Annotated in this window: 13 protein-coding genes; 6 read left to right on the top strand and 7 right to left on the bottom strand. The window is 69.3% G+C overall.

The genetic code is table 11. From position 1 onward, the window contains the following. Positions 1 to 50 precede the first annotated feature (50 nt). Positions 51 to 2,258 (bottom strand): GumC family protein, encoded by a 2,208-nt coding sequence (locus MKK69_RS29590; protein WP_243973737.1) that lies wholly within the window; start codon positions 2,256 to 2,258, stop codon positions 51 to 53. Positions 2,259 to 2,445: 187 nt separating this feature from the next. On the opposite strand from MKK69_RS29590, the gene MKK69_RS29585 reads away from it, so the two are divergent. Beyond that, positions 2,446 to 3,024 carry a polysaccharide biosynthesis/export family protein gene (locus MKK69_RS29585; RefSeq protein WP_243973819.1) on the top strand — a complete coding sequence of 193 codons (579 nt, stop codon included), beginning with the start codon at positions 2,446 to 2,448 and terminating at the stop codon, positions 3,022 to 3,024. A 12-nt stretch (positions 3,025 to 3,036) separates the two neighbouring features. Here the strand turns inward: MKK69_RS29585 and MKK69_RS29580 are convergent, their stop codons facing one another. Both MKK69_RS29580 and MKK69_RS29575 read right to left on the bottom strand, forming a co-directional pair. Then, complete coding sequence (locus MKK69_RS29580; RefSeq protein WP_243973736.1) at positions 3,037 to 3,771, bottom strand: hypothetical protein; 735 nt, start codon at positions 3,769 to 3,771, stop codon at positions 3,037 to 3,039. 274 nt (positions 3,772 to 4,045) lie between these two features. Next, positions 4,046 to 4,294: a hypothetical protein gene (locus MKK69_RS29575; protein ID WP_243973735.1), complete on the bottom strand. Its 249-nt coding sequence runs from the start codon at positions 4,292 to 4,294 to the stop codon at positions 4,046 to 4,048. 269 nt (positions 4,295 to 4,563) lie between these two features. Between MKK69_RS29575 and MKK69_RS29570 the strand changes: the two genes are divergently transcribed. Beyond that, on the top strand, positions 4,564 to 4,779 hold the full coding sequence (locus tag MKK69_RS29570) for a hypothetical protein (protein ID WP_243973734.1): 216 nt from the start codon (positions 4,564 to 4,566) through the stop codon (positions 4,777 to 4,779). A gap of 10 nt (positions 4,780 to 4,789) precedes the next feature. Here the strand turns inward: MKK69_RS29570 and MKK69_RS29565 are convergent, their stop codons facing one another. Beyond that, entirely contained in the window at positions 4,790 to 5,842 is a 1,053-nt protein-coding gene (locus tag MKK69_RS29565) for a hypothetical protein (RefSeq protein ID WP_243973733.1), read from the bottom strand. A gap of 28 nt (positions 5,843 to 5,870) precedes the next feature. Continuing rightward, positions 5,871 to 8,885, bottom strand: coding sequence for a penicillin-binding protein 1A (locus MKK69_RS29560; RefSeq protein WP_243973732.1), 3,015 nt, complete (start codon positions 8,883 to 8,885; stop codon positions 5,871 to 5,873). A gap of 341 nt (positions 8,886 to 9,226) precedes the next feature. Here MKK69_RS29560 and MKK69_RS29555 point away from each other — a divergent pair, with 341 nt between their 5' ends. The 3 genes from MKK69_RS29555 (at position 9,227) to gyrB (ending at position 13,462) form a co-directional block, all read left to right on the top strand. Next, positions 9,227 to 9,871 (top strand): MBL fold metallo-hydrolase, encoded by a 645-nt coding sequence (locus tag MKK69_RS29555; protein WP_243973731.1) that lies wholly within the window; start codon positions 9,227 to 9,229, stop codon positions 9,869 to 9,871. Positions 9,872 to 9,875: 4 nt separating this feature from the next. Beyond that, positions 9,876 to 10,838, top strand: a complete 963-nt coding sequence (locus tag MKK69_RS29550) for an aldo/keto reductase (protein WP_243973730.1) — start codon at positions 9,876 to 9,878, stop codon at positions 10,836 to 10,838. A 179-nt stretch (positions 10,839 to 11,017) separates the two neighbouring features. Then, the gene (gene gyrB / locus MKK69_RS29545) at positions 11,018 to 13,462 is read left to right on the top strand and encodes a DNA topoisomerase (ATP-hydrolyzing) subunit B (protein WP_243973729.1); all 2,445 of its coding nucleotides are present in this window, start codon (positions 11,018 to 11,020) and stop codon (positions 13,460 to 13,462) included. A gap of 97 nt (positions 13,463 to 13,559) precedes the next feature. Here gyrB and MKK69_RS29540 read toward each other — a convergent pair whose 3' ends face one another. Both MKK69_RS29540 and MKK69_RS29535 read right to left on the bottom strand, forming a co-directional pair. Further along, complete coding sequence (locus MKK69_RS29540) at positions 13,560 to 16,436, bottom strand: hybrid sensor histidine kinase/response regulator (protein WP_243973728.1); 2,877 nt, start codon at positions 16,434 to 16,436, stop codon at positions 13,560 to 13,562. Between the two features lie 405 nt (positions 16,437 to 16,841). Then, entirely contained in the window at positions 16,842 to 18,386 is a 1,545-nt protein-coding gene (locus MKK69_RS29535; RefSeq protein WP_243973727.1) for an alpha/beta hydrolase, read from the bottom strand. A gap of 417 nt (positions 18,387 to 18,803) precedes the next feature. On the opposite strand from MKK69_RS29535, the gene MKK69_RS29530 reads away from it, so the two are divergent. After that, positions 18,804 to 19,694 carry a B12-binding domain-containing protein gene (locus MKK69_RS29530; protein WP_243973726.1) on the top strand — a complete coding sequence of 297 codons (891 nt, stop codon included), beginning with the start codon at positions 18,804 to 18,806 and terminating at the stop codon, positions 19,692 to 19,694. Positions 19,695 to 20,531 lie beyond the last annotated feature (837 nt).

The raw sequence follows: 20,531 nt of genomic DNA, 5'->3' as shown, positions 1-20,531 counted from the left end.
GCGGTCGCCACTCGGCGCGTCGTCCCATCTCCGGGACGACGCGCCGAGCGTCACGCAGCGTCGCGGTGAAGCATGGCGCCGCCCAAGCCGCGCGCGGCCGAGGCCGGCCGGTCCTGCGCCACCACGATCTGTCCGGCGCCCGCGCCCTGGGCAATGGCGTAGAGGTCGGCCAGGGCCGGGTCCTCCGCCGAGGCGTTCGAGGCGATCACAACCGTGTCCATGTAGCCGGCGGTCAGTTCGAGGAGATCGACGGCGCCCGGGGCGGCGCGGAGGCAGCAGACCACCCAATCGTAGGCCTCCGCCATCGCCTCGAAGGTCAGCGTCAGCGCATCAGCCTCGTCGAACAGCACCGCAGTCGCGCGCCGTCCGGCTTCGATCCGGTGCAGGCCGCTGTCGCGCTCGGCCTGGATCACGTCGAGGAAGGCGGCCTCGCCGGCGACCAGATCGGTGAAGCCGAGCGTGTCACCGGGACGCCCGGCGTTCAGAGCGACGGAGACGAGGGTCCCGGCCTGGCCGAGGGCGCGGATCAGGGCGGCGGACAGGCCCGGCACGCCGTTGGTCGCGTCGGTCTCCATGATCAGGACCCGACGGCCGGCGGGCGCATCCTCGGCCCGGGGGCCGGAGCTGATCCGCGCGATCAGCGGTGCCAGATCGAAGTCTTCCGGGGCAGCCACGGGGGCCTCCGCCGGTCGCGGCTGCACGGCGGCTTCGGCATCGGACGCCTGCGTCCAGCCGGCGGGCGGCATGGCCTCCGGGAAGGCGAACAGCGGCCGCTCCAGAACCGGTTCGCGGCGCTGACGGTCCTGCGCCGGATCGAAGGCGCCGTCCCGGTCCGCCGCGTTCCGGGCGGAGTCCGCCAGCAGGGCGCGGGCGATGGCGGCGCCGGCCGTGAGCATCAGCGTCAGCAGCGTGGCGAAGGCCACGATCGGCAGTTTCTTCGGGAAGGACGGCACCTCCGGGGTCACTGCCCGGGACACGATGCGGGCATCGGCCGGGGTCGCGGCCTCGCCGTCGCGGGCCGCGGCCTCGCGGTAGCGCGAGAGATAGGATTCGAGCTGCTCGCGCTGCGCCTTGGCCTCGCGTTCGAGGGCGCGCAGCTGGATCTCGCTGGAATTGCCGCGGACGACCACGTCCTGCTGGCCGTCGACCGCCGCCTGGAGGCTCTCGACCCGGGCGCCGGCGATCTTGGCGTCGTTCTCCATCGTGCGGACCACGCGCTCGGCGGAGACCTTGATCTGGGCGTCCAGATCCTCGAGCTGGGCGTTGAGCTCCTTGATGCGGGGATGAGCCGGCAGGAGCGTCCGCGATTCGAGGGCGAGCTGGGCTCGCACGGAAATGCGGTTCTCGACGATGCGCCGGATCACCTCGTTGTTGGCCACATCCGGGATCTCGAAGGCCCGCCCGTCCTTGATCAGGTCGCGGATGGCCTTCACCTTGCCGGTCAGGTCGGCCTTCAGGATGCGGGCGGAGGAGAGCTGGCTGGACAGCTCGCCCAGCTGCTGGGCGTTGAGCGGGCGCCCGGTGGCCCCGGCGCTGCCGACCAGGCCGTTCTTGGCGCGGAAAACTTCGACCTTCGCCTCGGCCTCGGCGACGCGCTTGCGCAGCCCGTCGATGTTGCCGCCGAGCCAGGTCGAGGCGTAGCGCGCCGTGTCGACCTTGTCGGCTTCCAGGGACGAGATGTAGAGCCGCGCGATCGTGTTGGCGGCCTCGGCGGCCAGCACCGCATCCTTCGCGCGGAACTCGATCGCCAGGATGCGCGATTTGCCGGCCGGGTAGACCAGCAGATGGTCGAAATAGGCGTCGAGGACGCGATCCTCGGCCGGGCGGTCGAGGGGATTGGCCCCGATCCCGAGCATCATCAGCACGCGCTGGACGGGGCCGATGCTGCCCGCGCCGGGATCGAATTCGGGATTGCCCACGAGCTTGAGGCGGCGGATCGCCTCCCGGGCGAGATCGCGCGACATGACGACCTGCACCTGGCTCGCCACCGCCTGCTCGTCGATCGGCGCGAGCTGGTCGCCCCGTTCCTGCGCAGTCCGGGCGAACGCCGGATCCCGGCTCTCGAGGAGGAGCTTCGACTCCCCGGTGTAGCGAGGGCTGACCACGTTGACGAAGACGCTCGCACCCAGGGCGACGACCAGGGTCGGCCCGACGATCCAGCCCAGCGAGCGCCGCAGGATGCGCGGCACCTGGGCGAGGCCGAGGCCGTCCTGGGCACCCGGCAGGGCTTCGTTCGAGCGTTGACGAATACGGGACATGCGGACGCTCTGAGCGCGGGGGCAGACCGGCAGCACGTAAAGCCGCCCGGCTGCTATTAGCGGATATTAAGGTTGCTCAAGAGTTAAGACGCTCGCGTCTCAGCAAACGCGTCGGACGCCGCGATGGTGATCAGATTTCGTTAACCTTAACAGCCTAGACCAGCCGTCAACCGCATCCATGACGGCGATGGTGATGAACCGGCGCGCTCTTCTCCTCTCCCTCGGCACGACTCTGGCGCTCGGCGGATGCCTGCGTCCGACCTTCCGAACCGACCAGCTCGATGCCACCGGCACCGGCTCGATCGCCGCGCGCTACACCCTCGCGGCGGGTGACAAGCTGCGGGTGATAGTCTTCGGCCAGGACAACCTGTCGAACATTTACGCGGTCGATGGGGCCGGGCGGATCGCGATGCCGCTGATCGGCGTCGTCCAGGTCGGCGGCCAGACGACCGGGCAAGCGGCCCGCTCGATCGAGGCCAAGCTCGCCTCCGGCTTCGTGCGGGAACCGCACGTCACGGTGGAGGTGGACGCCTACCGGCCGTTCTACATCCTCGGCGAGGTGACGACCTCCGGCCAATACCCGTTCGTGAACGGGATGACGGTGGAGACCGCCGTCGCCATCGCGGCCGGCTTCGGCCCGCGCGCCGCCCGTGACTACGCCGTCCTCACCCGCGACACAGGCGGGAACCTGATCTCCGGCATCGTGCCGATGACCTACTCGGTCCGGCCCGGCGACACGATCGTGATCAAGGAGCGGTTCTTCTAAGTTTCGGGCGCGTCACTGCCCGCTCAGCCAGGGGTTGATGATCCGCATTGCGGTCTTCTGAGCGGGGATGGGCGTCGCGATCGGCGCCACGGGAACGCTCGCGCGTGCCATCATGCGGCGCGCCTCCTGCCCCGGCCGCGGGCCGATCGGCGTGAACAGGCCGGACAGTACTTTGCGGGTGCCGTTGCTGACGTAGCGCGAGCCCTGCACCGGCGCGAAATCGCGCAGCGCATGCCGCGTATCGGGATTCCCGGTGAAGACCCGCGCGCCGGAATTGAGCACGACAATGTCGCCCGGCTTCAGCGTCTCGTCCTTCAGGAGCGCCGAAGCGGCGCCATCCTTCATGTCGAGACGGGTCTGGCGCGGGCTGACCTCCGATTCCTTCACATGAATCTTGAGCGGGAGAGCCGCGTAGCGGGTCTGGAGACGCCGCCGGGCCGCCCCGAGGCGCGGCCTGTCACGGCGTACGGATTGGCTCTCGAGGGCGGGGGCTGGCGTCGGCTGGACCTGCTGCGGCGCCGGCCGGGCGCCGAAGAGCATCTCGAGGAAGCCCAGTTCAGCCGCTTCGGCGCGGGCACCGATCCCGATGACCAAACCGGCGGCGACGACAGTCGCGATGCCGCCCGTGCGAAGCCTCATAATGCCCTCCGGAACCGACGCCCAGAGCGAGCATCCGACCCTCAACCGCAAGCTGTGGGATTGGGTTCCGAAATAGTGCGGCTGTGCAGTGCCGATTCGGATCTCCACCGAGATGTGCCTTATTCGCCGCGGAGCAGGAAGATTAGATTGCGCAAAATTGGTTTCCCCGAGGCCATACCCGAGGCACGGCAAGGCGGGGCATCGGACCCGCGCGCGCATCCCGAGGCGCGGGTGCGGACCGGCGCCGTCAAAGGAGGGCATCACGGATTGCGGTCTTTGCTGAAGGTCTCGTCGGGGACGCGCTGACACGGGCGCCGCGGGATGGAGGGGTCGGGTTGGAAACCCCGGTGCCGGAACGTCGCGCCGCGATCGCGGACCCTCGTCAGGCCGGCGCGGACTGCTCACCCTCGCCGATGCAGTCGAGGGCGCGCTCGACCGCGCTCACCGCGTCGAGGAGGTGCTGCACCGTCTGCTCGACTTCGCGGGCGGGACGGCCCATCGCGGCGGCGCGCGCGCTCACATCCTCGAGCTGCTCCAGCAGGGTCAGGATGTCGCCGGCCACGGTCACGACTTCGCAGCGGGCGAGGCGTGGAACCGTCGGGCGCGGACGGAAGGGCAAGACGTTGCTCATCGCCGATCGTTGTCGCCCGAAAACTCCCGCATGCGCCAGGGGGTATCGGCCGCGCTCAACACCATTGCCCGGCCCTATCCGCGGCAAACCGGGGGTGTGGTGGATTTTCCGTGGCGGCCGTGCATCGGAGGCGGCGGAACGGGTTTACGCGGCTCGCGCGCCCTTGACGGGACCTTCGCGGCTCTGACCATGTCTTGCCCATCGTTCGTTCGATCACCGACGGCCAAGACCCAGTCACCGGCCGGATTCGATCGCCGCCAGGACATGTCATGCGTTTAACCCTTCTCGTCCTCTCCGCGCTGACGGTCGGCGGCCTGGGCGCCTGCGCCACCGACGGTCCGGACTCCCGCAGCGGCCTCGCCGAGAGCTTCAACCTCGACAATTACCGGGCCTCCGCCAACACCAACGGGACGCAGTCGCGGCGGGACGTGAACCGCGCCTACACGCAGCCGACCCTGCCGACGATCGGCAATCGCGGGATGTGAGCCAGCGCGCTCAGCGCTTCGTCAGGGCATCCGCGAAGGTCGTGATCCGGTTCCGGGCGTAGACGGGCAGGCCGGCGCTGATCGACGTGCCGGTGTTGAAGCTCGAATTGCCCATCAGCACCTGCGCGGGCAGGAGGTTCTTCAGGACCGGGACCCGGGCGTACTCGGCCTTGCGGTCGAGGACGTCGCCCTTGATCGCCAGGGCCATGTAGGCGGTCACCACCGTCTTGCCCGGATCGTTCGGCATCGGCTGGAATACGGCCAGGAATTTGCCGAAGCGCAAAATCTGGTTGACCCAGAAGATCGTCTGCTCCAGCCCGCCGACCACCGGCGTGTCGATCTTCGTCAGCGCACCGAGCGGCGGCCCCTGATCGGGCCCGAGCACGCGCAGCTCGCTCTGGAACGACACGTATTCGGCGATCTTCTTCGACGAGCCCTCCTCCAGCTTGTTGGCGAGCTTGACGCCCAGCGGCAGCTTGCCTTCAAGGTCGTAGCGGGACTCGATGCAGGCGCCCGCCCCCTGGCACCAGGGTCGGTCCGGCCGCTTGGCGAAGGCGGCCGCCGGATCCTTGTTGGGGGTCACGTCGGCGACCGAGACCGCGCGGTGCTTGATCGCCGGATCCATCGTCTGGACGAAGGCGAGGTTGGCGAAGGACGCGACGTCAATCGTCTCGGCAGGACGCGGCACCACGAAGCGCCCTTCGGCCACGTAGATCTTCAGGGTCTCGTGCCGGGGCTTGGACACGCCGTTCACCGTGACGGTGTAGTCCGGCTCCTTGTACCCGGGATAGGGCGCGAGCACGGCGGCCTCGGCCGGCCGCGCCTTCTGCCAGTCGAGATACGGGATCAGTCCGTTCTCCGGGGTCGCGGGCTTGTCGCGGTGATCGGTGAACAGGATCTGGCCCGGCTTGATCGTGGCCGGATCGACGGCCGCGACCGACGGCACCTCACGGATCCGCTCGGTCGCCGGGGCCGGGGCGGTGTTGGCGGCGGGCGTCTGGGCGCCGACCGGGATCGCGGCCGTCAGCACGAGGGCGAGGGCGGCGGGAAGCTGCGTTCGCAACGGGTGTCTCTTCTCTCGGGGCGGGCGGTCAGAAGCCGGATTCTTCGCCGAACAGATAGTCCGGGTCGCGGCGGCGGGGCCGGCGCGCGCCGTCGTCCCCGAACGGCGAGCGCGCGGATTGGCCCGGCCAGGGCCTGTAGGGGTCCTGGCCCGTCGGATCCAAGTCCCCCTGTGCACGGCGGCTGCGCGGTGGCGGTCGGTCGCCGAACGGATCGAGCGGATCGGCGGGCGGCCGCGCGCCGGTCATGTTGCCGTCGTAGTCCCCCGCGACGCTCGCGCCATCGTCGGGCGCGGTCAGGTCGCCGTCCTGGGCGTCCGGCCGCATGGCGTAGAGCGTCTCGCGGGGTACCAAGCGATACTGGGTGTCGGCCATGCGGCCGTCGCCGCTGGTGCGGAAATGCTCGAGGAAGCCGCTGCCCGCGACACGCACGCCGCTGTGCGGGTCGACCGGCAAATCGGCGATGAACGGCCGCGCCTCGGGGGAGGGGCCGCGCAGCGGCGTCTTCGGCACGCCGTTGGCCCAGGCCGCCTGCAGGATCGCAGAGGCGATCGGGACCGAGACGTGGCCGCCGGTCTGGCCGCGGCCGAGGGTTTTCCGGCTGCCATCGGCATTGTCGTAGCCGACCCACACCACCACGGTGATCTCGTTGGTCAGGCCCGCGAACCAGGCGTCGTTCTCGTTCTCCGATGTGCCGGTCTTGCCGGCCACGTAGGCCGAGACCTTCGCCAGGGCCGCCGCGGTGCCGTGCTGGGTCACACCCTGGAGCATGGTCTTGAGCTGGTAGAACGCGACCCGGTCGGCCGAGCCGATCCGGACGGGCTCCCGGGGGGCGTGCGTGTAGAGCGGCTTGCCGTCCCGCTCCACCGATTCGAGCGCGTAGGGCGCCGGCCGCGCGCCCTCGTTGGCCACCGCCGCGTAGAACCCCGCCAGGTCGAGCATTCGCACCGGCTGGGCGCCGAGCACGAACGGATAATAGGGCTCGCATTCGGCGTAGATCTGCACTTCGAGGGCGATGTCGCAGACCCGCTTCAGGCTCGCGGGGGCCTTCGGTGCGATGCCCCCTTGGAGCAGGCGGGCGGTGACGAGGTTCTTCGAGAATTCGAGGCCGCGCCGCAGCGTCGTCGGCCCCGAGCCGCCGCCCTCGTAGTTCTTCGGCGACCAGGAATCGCCGGTCCCGTCGATCGGCGGCAGCGTGACGGGCGAATCGAGCACGAGGGTGTTCGGCTGCAGGCCGGCGTTCAGGGCCGCGAGATAGGTCAGCGGCTTCAGGGTCGAGCCCGGCTGGCGCACCGTCTGGGTGACCCGGTTGAGCTGGCTCAACGGGTAGGAGAAGCCGCCGGTCATGGCGAGGATCCGGCCGGTCTGGTTCTCCACGACGAGGGCCGCGCCCTGAACGGTCGGGCGGACGCGAATCTGGGCGCGCGGGCCGCCCTTTCCGGGACTCAGCTTCACGCGCACCACGTCGTAGGGCTGCAGCCGCCCGCGGGCGATGCCGGGATCGAGGAAGGCCGTGCGGCCGTCCGCCAGCCCGACCTTGACGCCGCCCCGCCCTGTCTCCAGGACGACCGCCATCGGCCAGCGCACGTCGTAGAGGACCGGCCGCACGCTCTCCAGGGCCAAAAGCCAAGCCGGCTTGCGCTGCGGTGTCGCCGCGTTACCCGGAAGCGCCCGGGCCGGCGGCTTCACGGCATCCGCCCGGGCCCCCGTGACGGAAGGGGCCGCCTGCGGGGATGCCTCCGGCGCCGGCGTCGCGGCTTGGATGCGGCGGACGCTGTCGGCGAGGTTGAGCTCGGCCCCCGAAAAGGTCTGGCGCCCGGTCGAGCGCTCGTAGGCAGCGAGCCCGTCCTGCAGCGCCTCCTCGACGCCTCGCTGCAGGCCGGCATTGATCGTCGAGCGGACCGTGAGCGAGCCGGCGGTGAGCGAATCCACCCCCGCGAAGGTGCGCGCCTCCCGGTTGAGGAAATCGACGACATAGAAGCCGGAATCGCGGCGTGCCGCCTCGATCGGCTTCAGGCCGAGATCCGACTTGATCGCAGCGGCCATCTCGGCCTCGGTGATCGTGCCCTCTTCCTTCAGGCGGGACAGCACGTAGGCCCGCCGCTCCCGCGCCCGGTCGGGATACTTGTCGGGGCTGTAGAAGTTCGGCCCCTTGGGCATGCCGGCGAGGAGCGCCGCCTCGGGAAGGGTCAGCTGAGCTACCGGCTTCCCGAAATAGCTCTCCGCCGCCATCTCGATGCCGTAGGCCCCGCGGCCGAGATAGATGCCGTTGAGATAGAGGCCGAGGATCTGCGGCTTGGTGAGGATGCGCTCCAGTCGCGACGCGACGATCATCTCGCGGATCTTGCGCTCGTAGGTGACGTCGTCACCCACCGAGAGATTCTTGACGACCTGCTGGGTGATGGTCGAGCCGCCGGCGGGACGGCCCGGCGAGGCGAGGTTGCCGATGAAGGCGCGGATGACCCCGCGCTCGTCGATGCCGTGGTGGCTCTCGAAGCGCTTGTCCTCGGCGGCGATGAAGGCCTTCTGGACGAGCGTCGGGACGGAGGTGATCGGGACAACGACGCGGCGCCCGTTCGGCTCGGAGGCCTCGGCGAAGGGCTTGCCGGCGCCATCGAGGATGCGGGTCATGCCGGGCAGCGCCTTGTCGCGCAGGGCCTCGGCGCTGGGCAGGTCCTTGGTGGCGTTGTCGTAGAACTCGATCACCGCCCGGGCGTCGAAGGGCGAGTTCGCCGGGTCCTCGCCCTTGCAGAACTGCTTGTAGCTGACGTTGAGCTCGTTGATGTCGAGCCCGTGCAGGATCTTCGGCGCGGCCGGACCGGCGACGGTCGACGGATCCTCCATGGCGGTGGAGATCAGGTCGTCGAGGTTGATGTCCTCGATGTCGAACGACTTGCGCATGTGGGCGCAGCCGTCGCGCAGCAGCCGCACCACCTCGGGACCGTCCGTGGCCGGATCGAATCGGGTCCGCACCGCCTCGGGCTTTGTCGTGACCTGGCTGAGCGTCAGGGCGGTCGCGAACAGCTTGATCAGGATGGCGTTCATGCGGGCCGGGTTCGGGAGACGCGACTGGACGGGCCGGACCGTCCCGGCGCGCGCCCGAACAGGGCGTGCACAACGCGGCTGATTTAAGGACGGATCTGGACGGCGCCGCTTTCCACGACGCTTCCGTCCGTCCTGCGCGAGACCAGCCGGCGAGCGCCGCGCAGGGGGCCGGGACGGCACAGATCGGAGGGTTTCGGCTCCCCTTTCGTCCGGATCGGCGGGCTCGACGTGCTGCTGACGCGGCGCCCGGCCTGACGCTCACCCGAGGGTGTGCGCGGGCGCCGATCGCGCTACTAGGAGCGCGAACGCGCCCGCCGGGCGCCGTCAGGACAGGTCACGCGATGCCAGGAACGCCCCGCGCCGGGATCATCCCCGTCACGCCCTTCCAGCAGAATTGCACCCTGATCTGGGACGACGCGACCAAGGTCGGCGCCGTGGTCGATCCCGGCGGCGACCTCGACCGAATCGAGGCGGCGATCCGTGAGCACGGCGTGCAGGTGGAGAAGATCCTGCTGACCCACGGCCATGTCGACCACGCCGCCGGCGCCGACGAGATGCGCGAACGCCTCGGCGTGCCGATCGAGGGGCCGCACCGCGCCGACAAGTTCCTCCTCGACTCGCTCCCCGAGACGGCGGCCAATTACGGGCTCGGCGAGGCCCGGGCCGTGACGCCGGACCGCTGGCTCGACGACGGCGATGCGGTGACGGTCGGCGGCCTCGAATTCGATATCCTCCATTGCCCGGGCCATTCCCCCGGCAGCGTGGTCTTCGTGAGCCGGGATGCGCGCTTCGCCCTGGTCGGCGACGTCGTGTTCAAGGGCTCGGTCGGCCGCACCGACCTGCCCGGGGGCAACCACGACCAGCTGATCCGGGCGATCATGGAGAAGGTACTACCGCTCGGCGACGACGTGGCCTTCATCCCCGGTCACGGGCCCACCGGCACGCTCGGCGAAGAGCGCGTCTCCAATCCGTTCCTGCAGGGCTGACATCATGGACAAGCGCCGCATCGGCCGCTCCGACCTCACGGTCGCGCCCTTCTGCCTCGGCGGCAACGTCTTCGGCTGGACCGCCGACGAGACCGCCTCCTTCGCGATCCTCGACCGCTTCGTGGAGTGCGGCTTCGACTTCATCGACACCGCCGATGTCTACTCGCGCTGGGCACCCGGCCATGTCGGCGGTGAATCCGAGGCGGTGATCGGGCGCTGGCTCGCCGCCCGCCCGGGCGTCCGCGACCGGATCGTGCTCGCCACCAAGGTCGGGATGGATCTGGGCGAGGCCGGAAAGGGCCTCTCGGCGCGCCACATCGAGCGCGCCTGCGAGGCATCGCTGCAGCGTCTCCGAACCGACCGCATCGACCTCTACCAGTCGCATCTCGACGACGGCGACGTGCCCCTCGACGAGACGCTGCGGGCCTACGAGCGCTTGATCGCGGCCGGGAAGGTCCGCGCCATCGGCGCCTCGAATTACGGCGCGCCGCGGCTCGCCGAGGCGCTGGCCCTCTCGGCCACCGCGGGGCTGCCGCGCTACGACTGCCTGCAGCCGGATTACAGCCTCGCCGCCCGCGGCTTCGAGGCCGAACTGGAGCCGCTGTGCCGGGCCGAGCAGGTCGGCGTCATCGGCTACTTCTCCCTCGCGGCGGGGTTCCTGACCGGCAAGTACCGGTCCGCGGAGGACGCCGCCGGACGGGCGCGGGAGAACCGCGTCGCCAAGTACATCAATCCCCGCGGCCTCGCCCTGCTTGACGCCCTCGACGCGGTCGCCGCGGCGCATGGGGCGAGCCCGGCCCAGGTGGCCTTGGCCTGGGTGATCGCCCGCCCCGGGATCACCGCACCGATCGCCAGCGCGACCTCCGTGGCGCAGCTCGACGAATTGCTCGGCGCCGCCCGGCTGACCCTGTCGGCGGAAGCGATCGACCGGCTGGACAGGGCCAGCGCGGACGGTATCGAAGGCTAACGCCGCGTTAAGGCGGGAGCGTCAGAAAGGGGCGGATCGGGTCTGCCGCGACCGCGCAAAAATCGTGCAATCTCAAGGTGGAACCCTTATATCAGGCAGATTGAGTGAGAGTTCAGGCGTGGGCGCCTGACGGCGCGAGCCCCTCCGCCGCGTGAAGGCCCGCCTGCCCGAGGAATTACATGGCCGACACCCCCCAGAGCGAGCACGCCGAATACGGCGCGGAATCGATCCGCGTGCTGAAAGGCCTCGACGCCGTCCGCAAGCGTCCTGGCATGTACATCGGCGATACAGACGACGGCTCGGGCCTCCACCACATGGTCTACGAGGTGGTGGACAACGCCATCGACGAGGCCTTGGCGGGTCACGCCGACCTCGTGACCGTCACCCTCAACGCCGACGGATCCTGCACGGTCTCGGACAACGGCCGCGGCATCCCGGTGGACATCCACAAGGAGGAGGGCGTCTCCGCGGCCGAGGTCATCATGACCCAGCTGCACGCGGGCGGTAAGTTCGACCAGAATTCCTATAAGGTCTCCGGCGGCCTGCACGGCGTCGGCGTCTCGGTGGTCAACGCCCTGTCGGCCTGGCTCAAGCTCCGCGTCTGGCGCAACGACAAGGAGCACGCCATGGAGTTCCGCCACGGCGATGCCGTGGCGCCCCTCGACGTCGTCGGCCCCGGCAATGGCCGGCGCGGCACGGAAGTGACCTTCCTGCCCTCGACGCTGACCTTCACCATGATCGAGTTCGACTACGGCACGCTGGAGAAGCGCCTGCGCGAACTCGCCTTCCTCAATTCCGGCGTGCACATCGTGCTGACCGACGCGCGCCACGCCGAGAAGAAGCGCGAGGAACTCTACTACGAGGGTGGGATCGAGGCCTTCGTCCGCTACCTCGACCGCTCGCGCAAGCCGATCGAGGGCATGGCGAGTCCGGTGGTCGTCCGCGCCGAGCGCGACGGCATCCGGGTCGAGGTCGCGCTCTGGTGGAACGACTCGTTCAACGAGACGGTCCTGCCCTTCACCAACAACATCCCGCAGCGTGACGGCGGCACTCACATGGCGGGCTTCCGCGCCGCCCTGACCCGCCAGATCACCGGCTACGCAGATTCCTCGGGCGTATCGAAGCGCGAGAAGGTCTCGCTCACCGGCGAGGATTGCCGCGAGGGCCTCACCGCGGTGATCTCCGTGCAGGTGCCGGACCCGAAATTCTCGTCGCAGACCAAGGACAAGCTGGTCTCGTCCGAAGTCCGCCCGGCGGTCGAGAACGTGCTCAACGAGGGCCTGTCGACCTGGCTGGAGGAGAATCCCCAGCAGGCACGCTCCGTGATGAGCAAGGTCGTGCTCGCCGCCTCCGCCCGCGAGGCCGCGCGCAAGGCCCGCGAGACCGTCACCCGGAAGGGCGCCCTCGATATCGCCTCGCTCCCCGGCAAGCTCGCTGACTGCCAGGAGCGCGATCCGTCGAAATGCGAGATCCTGCTGGTCGAGGGTGATTCCGCCGGCGGCTCGGCCAAGCAGGGGCGCGACCGGACCTTCCAGGCGGTGCTGCCGCTGCGCGGCAAGATCCTCAACGTCGAGCGTGTGCGCGCCGACCGGATGCTGTCCTCGGCGGAGATCGGCACGCTCATCACGGCGCTCGGCGCCGGGATCGGCCGCTCCTCCACCGACCGCGAGGGTTTCAACCCGGAGAAGCTGCGCTACCACCGCATCATCATCATGACCGATGCCGATGTCGACGGGTCGCACATTAGGACGCTGCTGCTGACGTTCTTCTTCCGGCAGATGCCGGAGCTGATCGACCGCGGCCACCTCTACATCGCGCAGCCGCCGCTTTACAAAGCCGAGCGCGGCCGGCGGGCGCTCTACCTCAAGGACGAGCGCGCACTGGAGGATTACCTCATCGACCAGGGCACCGACGGGGCGATCCTCCGGTTGTCCACGGGTGCGGAATTCGCCGGCGCCCAGCTCAAGAGCCTCGTCGAGGAGGCGCGTACGTTCCGGAACATCCTTCAGGGCCTGCACACCCGCTATGACCGCTCGGTGGTCGAGCAGGCGGTGCTGGCCGGGGCCCTCGAACCCGAGGCTGCCTCCCGGCCGGGCGAGGCCGAGGTGCTGGCCGACACGACCGCGCGCCGCCTCGACGCCATCGCGGACGAGATCGAGCAGGGCTGGGAGGGGGAATCCTTCGAGGGCGGCTACCGCCTCAGCCGGACCCTGCGCGGCGTCCGGCAGGTGGCGACCCTCGATCTGGGGCTGATCACCTCGCAGGAGGCCCGTCGCCTCTCCGAGCGGGCCGACGCCTTCCGGGAGATCTACGGCGAGCCCGCGACCTTGATGCGCAAATCCGACGAGACCGTCCTGCACGGCCCGGTGGCGCTGTTCGAGGCGGTCATGGCCTTCGGCCGCAAGGGGCTCCAGCTCCAGCGCTACAAGGGTCTGGGCGAGATGACCGCCCAGCAGCTCTGGGAGACCACCCTCGACCGCGACGTGCGCTCGCTGCTGCAGGTGAAGGTGAAGGACGTCACCGACGCCGACGACCTCTTCGTCAAGCTGATGGGCGACGTCGTGGAGCCGCGGCGGGAGTTCATCCAGGACAACGCCCTGAGCGTGGCCAACCTCGACGTTTGATCGGCCGGATCTGTCGTGTCACCGAGACCTTGCGACCGGCTAGGCCTCGGTCGCTGCCGATCGATGAACTGACCGCTTCGAGGCGGGCATTCGCATGCTAACGCGCAGGGGTCGCCCGGGGTGATTTCGCCATCGACGGCTGCTGTGCCCCCCGCCGTCGCACAACCTTCCGGAGGGCGCGGGACAGGGCCTCCACCGAATACGGCTTGTGGAGGAGCTCGAACCCGCTCGTGCCTTTCTCGGCGAGCACGTGGCTGTAACCGGACGCCAGGAGCACCGGCAGGTCGCGGTGCCGTCGGCGGATCTCGCTCGCCAGCTCGATTCCGTCCATGCCGGGCATGACCACGTCCGAGAAAACCACGTCGAACCGGTCGGCGTCCTTCCCCAGCTCGGCCAAGGCCTGGTCGGCGTCCGACGCCCAGACGGTGTCGTAGCCCAATTCGGCAAGGGTCTGGGTCGCGAAGGTCCCGACGGCGACATTGTCCTCGACCACGAGCACGCGGGTGCCATGACCGTCAACCAAGGGCTCGGGCTCTCCCGTGTCCGCAAGCCGTGCCTGCCCTTCCACCCGCGGCAGGTACAGGGTGAAGGTCGCACCGCCGCCCACCTCGCTGTCGACCCTGACCTCGCCGCCGGATTGCTTGGCGAAGCCGAACACCTGCGACAGCCCCAAGCCCGTACCCTGGCCCACGCCCTTCGTGGTGAAGAACGGCTCGAAGATCTGTTCCAGGCGCTCGGCCGGGATGCCGGTGCCGGTGTCGGCGACAGACACGGCGACGAACGGACCCGGGATCGCGGGATGCGGGCCGCCGCCCGGCATCCCATCGGCCGCCTCGATGCGGATGGTAAGGCGCCCCTCGCCGTCCATGGCATCGCGCGCGTTGACCGCCATGTTCACCATGGCCGTATCGAACTGGCTCGGATCGGCGTGGGTGAAACACGCCTCCGCGGGAAGGTCCGTCGTGATCGCGATGCGCGCGCCCATGAGCGTCCCGAGCATATCCGCGACGGCTTGGACGCTCAGGCCGACATCGAACACCTCCGGCCTGAGGGCTTGCCGGCGGGCGAAGGCGAGGAGTTGGCCGGTGAGCCGGGATGCCCGGTCGACGGTGTCCGAGATCGCCCCGATGTATCGCGCGCGGCGCTCGTCGGAGAGGTTCGGCCTCTTCAGCAGGTCGGTGGACGACTTGATGACGGTCAGCAGGTTGTTGAAATCGTGCGCGACGCCCCCGGTGAGTTGCCCGACGGCCTCCATCTTCTGGGATTGCCGGAGGTGTTCTTGCGTCTTGGCCAGCATGGCCTGTTCCCGAAATCGCTCGGTCACGTCCGTGACGAACTGGTAGCAGCCGATGCGTTGGCCGTTCCCATCCCGCAACGTGCGGAAGCTGATCTCGTAGTAGGGACGCTCCCGACGCGGGTCGCCGAACTCCTCGACGAAGGTGCCCTCTTCGCCGGCGAGCCCGCGTGCCCAGCCGAGCCTGACCCGGGCGAGGTGTTCGGGCTGGTCGGCCAGCAGAGCCAGCAAGTTATCGCCGATCTTTGGCCGGATGCCGTAGACGCGCTCGAACGTGTCGGCATGGGCCCTGTTGAGGGCGAGGATGCCGTAGTCCAGATCGCAGGCCATCATCATCACGTCGGTGCTCTCGACGATGGTCGCGAGCAGGTTGCGCTCGGCCGTCCTGGCCGCGAGTTCGACCTCCCGCTCCCGCTCGACCGTGATGTCGCGGCCGGTGCAGTAGACGAGCCGGTCCTCGGGCACGCCGATCCAGGAGATCCAACGGTAAGAGCCGTCCTTGCACCGGTAGCGGTTCGCTTCCCTGGCGAGCCTCTGATCTTGGAAGACCTCGCGAAAATTGGTCCTTGTGCGCTCCACGTCGTCCGGGTGCAGGAGATCCCAGATCGGAATGCGCGCGATGTCGGCTTCCGACCATCCGAGCAGCGTCCCCCAGGCGGGGTTCGACGTCTCGAAATAGCCGCGCTCGTTCAGGGCCCCCATCAGGTCGGGCGCGACCGCCCAGGTTCGTCCCCGCGCCTGCGTGCGCTCGATGACCCTGCGCTCCAAGTCCGCGTTCAGGGCACGCAGGTCGGCCTCCACCTGCCTCAGCCCGGTGACATCGTGGAAGACGCCGACCATCCGCAGGTGGCCACCGTTTTCCTGAACCGGCTGATTGGAGCTCCGGATCGTTCGGGTCGTGCCGTCGGGGCGCGTGACACGATAATCCGCCACGACCTCGGCACCATGCGAGCGGGCCTCCTCCGTCAAGGCATAGGCACGCTCGACGTCCACCTTCTCCAGCCGGGCGAACACCGCGTCCTGATGGACGGGTCCGTCAGGGGCCAGACCGAAGATCTCGCGGCTTCTCGCATCCATCTCGACGCCGCCGGTGACGGTGTCCCACTCGAAGATGCCGAGGCGCGCGATATCGACGGCCAGGGATAGGCGCGCCTGGCTTGCTCGGGTGGCCGCTCGGGCGGCTTCGAGACGCTCGGCGCCGCTGGCCGATGCCGGATCGGTACGAAGAGGTGGGACGGGCCCGCCCCCCCGGGCGGGCACGCGGTCCGTGGCATCGGTGGCGAGGCAGAGGACGCCCGATACGACAGCCCCGTCATGAACCGGCGCGAAGGAATAAGACCGGGGGGTCGCTCCCTCCTCGTGCCGCTGCGTCGCGACCGGTTCGTCGACGAGACGGGTGGCCTCGCCAGTGAGGGCCCGTTCCACGGAGCCTCGGACGACGGCCCACATATCCGGCTGAACCGCCGGAAGCGGGTGGCCGAGCGCGTCGCCGCGGGATGCTCCGAGGATCGGCCGGTAGGCGTCGTTGAAGAGGAACGTCAGGTCCGGACCCCAGACGAGGTACATGCTCTGCGCAGAGTTCAGCATGATCTCCAGCGCGACGCTCAGCGCCGCTGGCCATCCCTCGACCGGCCCGAGCGGGGTCGCCGACCAGTCGTGCGAGCGGATGGCATCACCCATGGCTCCACCGCCGATCGGGAAACGTGATGCCTGTCGCATGGGGTCAGCGGCCCTCGCATGCGGCGGCGGCGCGTCGGATCCATTCCGTCCTCAGGATGTCCGACGCGTTCTGTTCGCGCATCCGGCTGGTCGATCTGGCCGCGTCGCTGCCGCTTCGGCCGGACTGTGCCCATTCCCCCGGGCATGCCTGCGGCGCGGGGGATATCGCGGCGGTGAGGGTTTCACGGACGGCCATCTTCAGCCGATACCACGCGGAAACCCTCGCTTACAGCTTGGCCTTCGAGGCACGGGATACCGTCCCTGACGTTCCGGGGCGGCGGAGGGACGGGGGCGGTCCGGATCGTCCGGAAGCGGATCCGATACACAGGCCGGGTCGGCGGCTGGCCCGAGAACGCCTCCCCTCGATCATCCGGCCAGCAACGGGAAGGTGACGCCGATCGCCCAGGCGAAGGCGATCGCGTTGGCGATCCCGGCGACCCAGGGATGGCCGGTGCGCCGGTAAGCCCAAGTGCCGATCGCACCATAGACCAGGAAGAACAGCAGGATCACCGGCACGATGATGACGAGGAAGAAAAGGCGGCCGAAGTCGAGCCCGACGGCGAGCCCCAGCGAGAGCAGGAAGGCGAGCTTCGAGGCGGCGTAGGCGCCGCGCCCGGCGCCCGGCCCGCGCGTCAGCCATTCGTCGGCGAGAAAGAACGGGATGGTGCCGATGAGCATCGCCAGGATGAGAATGACCCGGTTCGACCCCGGCACGAAGGACGTCACGTAGGCATCGATCGGAAGCACCAGTCCGACGAAGCCGTAGAGGGTGACGGCCATCGCTCCAGCCGTCAGCGCCCCGATCGCCACGGGTCGCGCGGTGGCCGGCATCGGGGCGGATCGCTGTCGCCGCCACCGGAGGCAGCCGGCCGTCAGCAGGCCGTACACCGCGAAATGCGCTGCGAGGTAATCCGCGACGAGGACCGGCAGGACATGGGTCGGCAGGATGCGCAGGATCAGCGGTGTGGCGACGGCGGGGACGACGAGCGCCGGCCACAGGCGCCCCCAGCCGAGGCCAGCGCCGCGGGGCGTCGGGCTGACCACGGGCAGATATTGCGCGATCGGCCATGCCAGCGCCACGACGCCCGCGAGCAGGACCAGAATCCAGGGACCACGCCGATCGGGCGGTTTCGGCGCGGGCGACGACCTGTCGAAGGCCCCATCGAGCCAGGCGACAGCCGCTTCGAGGCTCGCGCGGGCATACAGCACGCCGATATGCTCGACGCCCTCCGAGACCGCCGCGCGCCGCGCCGTGCCGAGTCGGGGGTCACCGTAGGTGACGTTCTCACGCGGTGGCTCCGGGTCCGAGACCAGTCCGACCGCCCGCAGGGCCTCCCGGCGCAGGGCCTCTTCCCAGCCGCCGACGATGATCAGCAGATCGCGCGGGCTCTCCCGCGTTACGGCCGGCGAGAACATCGAGACCGCGACGGTCGCGACCACGCCGGGCAACACCTGCGCGACGCGCACGACGATATCCGAGGCCATCGAGTGGCCGAGCAGGGCGAGGCGCCCGTCCCCGCGCGCCCGGACCCGTTCGGTGACGCGCTCTGTCACCTCCACCAGATTGCGGGTGGCCCCGTCCTCCCGGGTGATGCTGCCCGTCAGCGGTGCCGGGTTGCGGCCGTGGCCGGGAAAGTCGAAGGTCACCGCGACGTACCCCGCATGCGCCAGGGTGGTCGCGAAGGGCAGCATCAACTGCTGCGATCCGGCAAAGCCGTGGGCGATCACCACGACGGGGCCGGCGGCCCCGGCCCGTTCACGGAAGACCGTCGCCGGGGTCCCGTCGATCGAGACCGTCTCGATGGCGAGGCCGTCGGTCTCCGCGTGCAGGTGCCAGAGCGCTGCCGTGATCGCGCCGAGCGCCAGGGCCGCCACCACCGCGCGAAAAGTCGTTCGACGAAACCACCTCACGACAGTTTGAGCCGGCACGCCACGGCTATTTGTCGCCGGCCGGACCGGGCGACCGGTGCCACGAAGAACGGTAGGCAGGGTGGGTACCGGTCATATCGAGACCGTGGATCGAGGCGTCCGTGGCCGTCATCGCGAAGTTCGTAGCCCTTGAGCGGCGCTCCCATCGCCGGGGCAGGCAAGCGGCCTCGCCGTGACGCAGCCGGTTGGCATGAACGCGCGGGGCGACCGGAATCCGCGGCCGCCTGCGGGTGAACGGGGCGGCTGACACCCCGTGCATCCGCGCGGCGCGCGCGTTTCGCAGGCCCAATCCGACCCTCTTCGGTCGGCCTTTACATTCCGCCGCATGGCGGTTCTGATGCAACCCCGCGATCGATTGGCCACCAAGGCCACCGACGCATTGGCACCGGGAGGGGGACGATGCAGAACCTTGCTTCGTCCGAAGGTCACTGGGGCGAGAGCTCTCCCCCGGAAACCGAGCGGGAGGCGGAAGCCCGTCAAGTCTATGCGCGCAAACGCGCCGCCGACGCCGCCAGAGCGCGGTGCTTGGCCCTGGGGCAGGTCGTCCAGGCCGAGATCCTCCCGCAATTGATGCTGCTGCATCGCGGTTTCGTGACGGCTGAGTCGAAGCCGGTCTTCAAGCCTGACGTTGAGCAGATCGCCGCCTTCACCGACCTGGCGCTCGCACGGGAGGATGCGCCGGTCATCGAGGCTTTCGCGGTCCTGCTGGCGGAAGGCCATCCGTTGGATCGCCTGTTCCTCGATCTCCTGGCACCTGCGGCGGCGCTGCTGGGCCGGATGTGGGACGACGATCTGTGCGATCTCATCGAGGTGACGACGGGCGTCGCCCGCCTTCAGCATCTCGTGACCCGATTCCGGATCGACGGCGAGGCAATCCCGCTCGATGGGAAACGGCGCCTTCTGCTGATGGGCGCTCCCGGCGAACAGCACACATTCGGCGTGCGGATCGTGGAGCAGTTCCTGCGCAGAGCGGGCTGGATCGTGTCGAGCGGCCTCTCCTCCAGCCCGGAGGAGATCGCCGCTCTGGTGGCGTCCGAATGGTTCGCCGTCGTGGGCCTGACGCTGAGCAACGCGACGCGGCTCGACCAGCTCGCGGAGGCGATCCGCTCCGTGCGCGAAGCCTCTTGCAACAGAACCATCGGGGTCATGGTCGGCGGTCCGGTGTTCCTCGAGCATCCAGAACTCGTCGCCCGGGTTGGAGCGGATGCCTCTGCGGTCGACGCGGCCACGGCCGTCCTCCTCGCCCAGCGCCTGCTCGAATTCGGCGTCGACGTCGCCTTGCGCGCGTAGCCTCGGCGGCTGCGTCGCGATCCGCGTTCGACGCCGACGGGTGCTCGCCCTGCCGTCGTCTGCCCCAGGGTCAAGGCTTCAGCCTCCGTGTGCGGCCCGGAGGCCGTGCATGTCCGATCGAATCTTGGAGAACCAAGCCGAATCCGATCGATCCCTGCGGGATCGCGGATCCGGACCACGCTTGAGCGCCGTGTGGGCTCAATAGGGCCAGCGACCGAACCGGATCCGGTGGTCGATGATAGCGCCAGCCGGCGCCGCGAAGAGAATCAATCCCGCAGCCGCCGCCAAATAGAGACACCGATCGACCATCATGCCCTCTCCCGCGCTGCCGTCGGGCGTATCCCCGCCCGGAGCCGCACGATAGGCAGACTGTGCGGTGCGTGTAAAGCTTGCTTGACGTAAAGCTAGACTTACATTTTTATGGCGTCAGCGGCGATGTTGGCTACCGGCCAGGGGACGGCCCGGCGCTTCGGCGGTGCAGGAATCCCTTCGCGATCTTGTGACGGCGTGCGGATCGGTCGACAAAGCCCAAGATCTGTTCCCGGGAGCATCAACCCGCAAGGTGGCCGCGGGCGGTCGGAAATAGATGATGTCGAATCAAAGACCTGCGTTATCAAGCCGGTTCCGATATCCGGGCTGATGCCGGAGATTCTCTTGCGGCCTCAAATCATGGACGCGCCTTCAGCCTCCGAATCCGGAAGACTCCTTGCGCGAGCGTTCGTAGATGGGGTCGTGCATTCTTGCACCGAGAAAGGGATGCCGATCGCGGATCGGCTCAGGACGCTGCAGGCTGGCCAGCATTTGCTCCTTATTGCCCCTCAGATTTCCAGCAATCAT

Source organism: Methylobacterium sp. J-026 (assembly GCF_022829585.1).
In the GTDB taxonomy this organism is placed as follows: Bacteria; Pseudomonadota; Alphaproteobacteria; order Rhizobiales; family Beijerinckiaceae; genus Methylobacterium.
Note: the sequence above shows the minus strand (reverse complement) of the source record. Positions and strands in the feature narration are given on the sequence as shown.

Bases quoted from the DNA above. Each gene is read 5' to 3' on its own strand.
- MKK69_RS29590 (WP_243973737.1), bottom strand. From the start codon at position 2,258: ATGTCCCGTATTCGTCAACGCTCGAACGAAGCCCTGCCGGGTGCCCAG.
- MKK69_RS29585 (WP_243973819.1), top strand. From the start codon at position 2,446: ATGGTGATGAACCGGCGCGCTCTTCTCCTCTCCCTCGGCACGACTCTG.
- MKK69_RS29575 (WP_243973735.1), bottom strand. From the start codon at position 4,294: ATGAGCAACGTCTTGCCCTTCCGTCCGCGCCCGACGGTTCCACGCCTC.
- MKK69_RS29570 (WP_243973734.1), top strand. From the start codon at position 4,564: ATGCGTTTAACCCTTCTCGTCCTCTCCGCGCTGACGGTCGGCGGCCTG.
- MKK69_RS29560 (WP_243973732.1), bottom strand. From the start codon at position 8,885: ATGAACGCCATCCTGATCAAGCTGTTCGCGACCGCCCTGACGCTCAGC.
- MKK69_RS29555 (WP_243973731.1), top strand. From the start codon at position 9,227: ATGCCAGGAACGCCCCGCGCCGGGATCATCCCCGTCACGCCCTTCCAG.
- MKK69_RS29550 (WP_243973730.1), top strand. From the start codon at position 9,876: ATGGACAAGCGCCGCATCGGCCGCTCCGACCTCACGGTCGCGCCCTTC.
- gyrB (WP_243973729.1), top strand. From the start codon at position 11,018: ATGGCCGACACCCCCCAGAGCGAGCACGCCGAATACGGCGCGGAATCG.
- MKK69_RS29540 (WP_243973728.1), bottom strand. From the start codon at position 16,436: ATGGGTGATGCCATCCGCTCGCACGACTGGTCGGCGACCCCGCTCGGG.
- MKK69_RS29530 (WP_243973726.1), top strand. From the start codon at position 18,804: ATGCAGAACCTTGCTTCGTCCGAAGGTCACTGGGGCGAGAGCTCTCCC.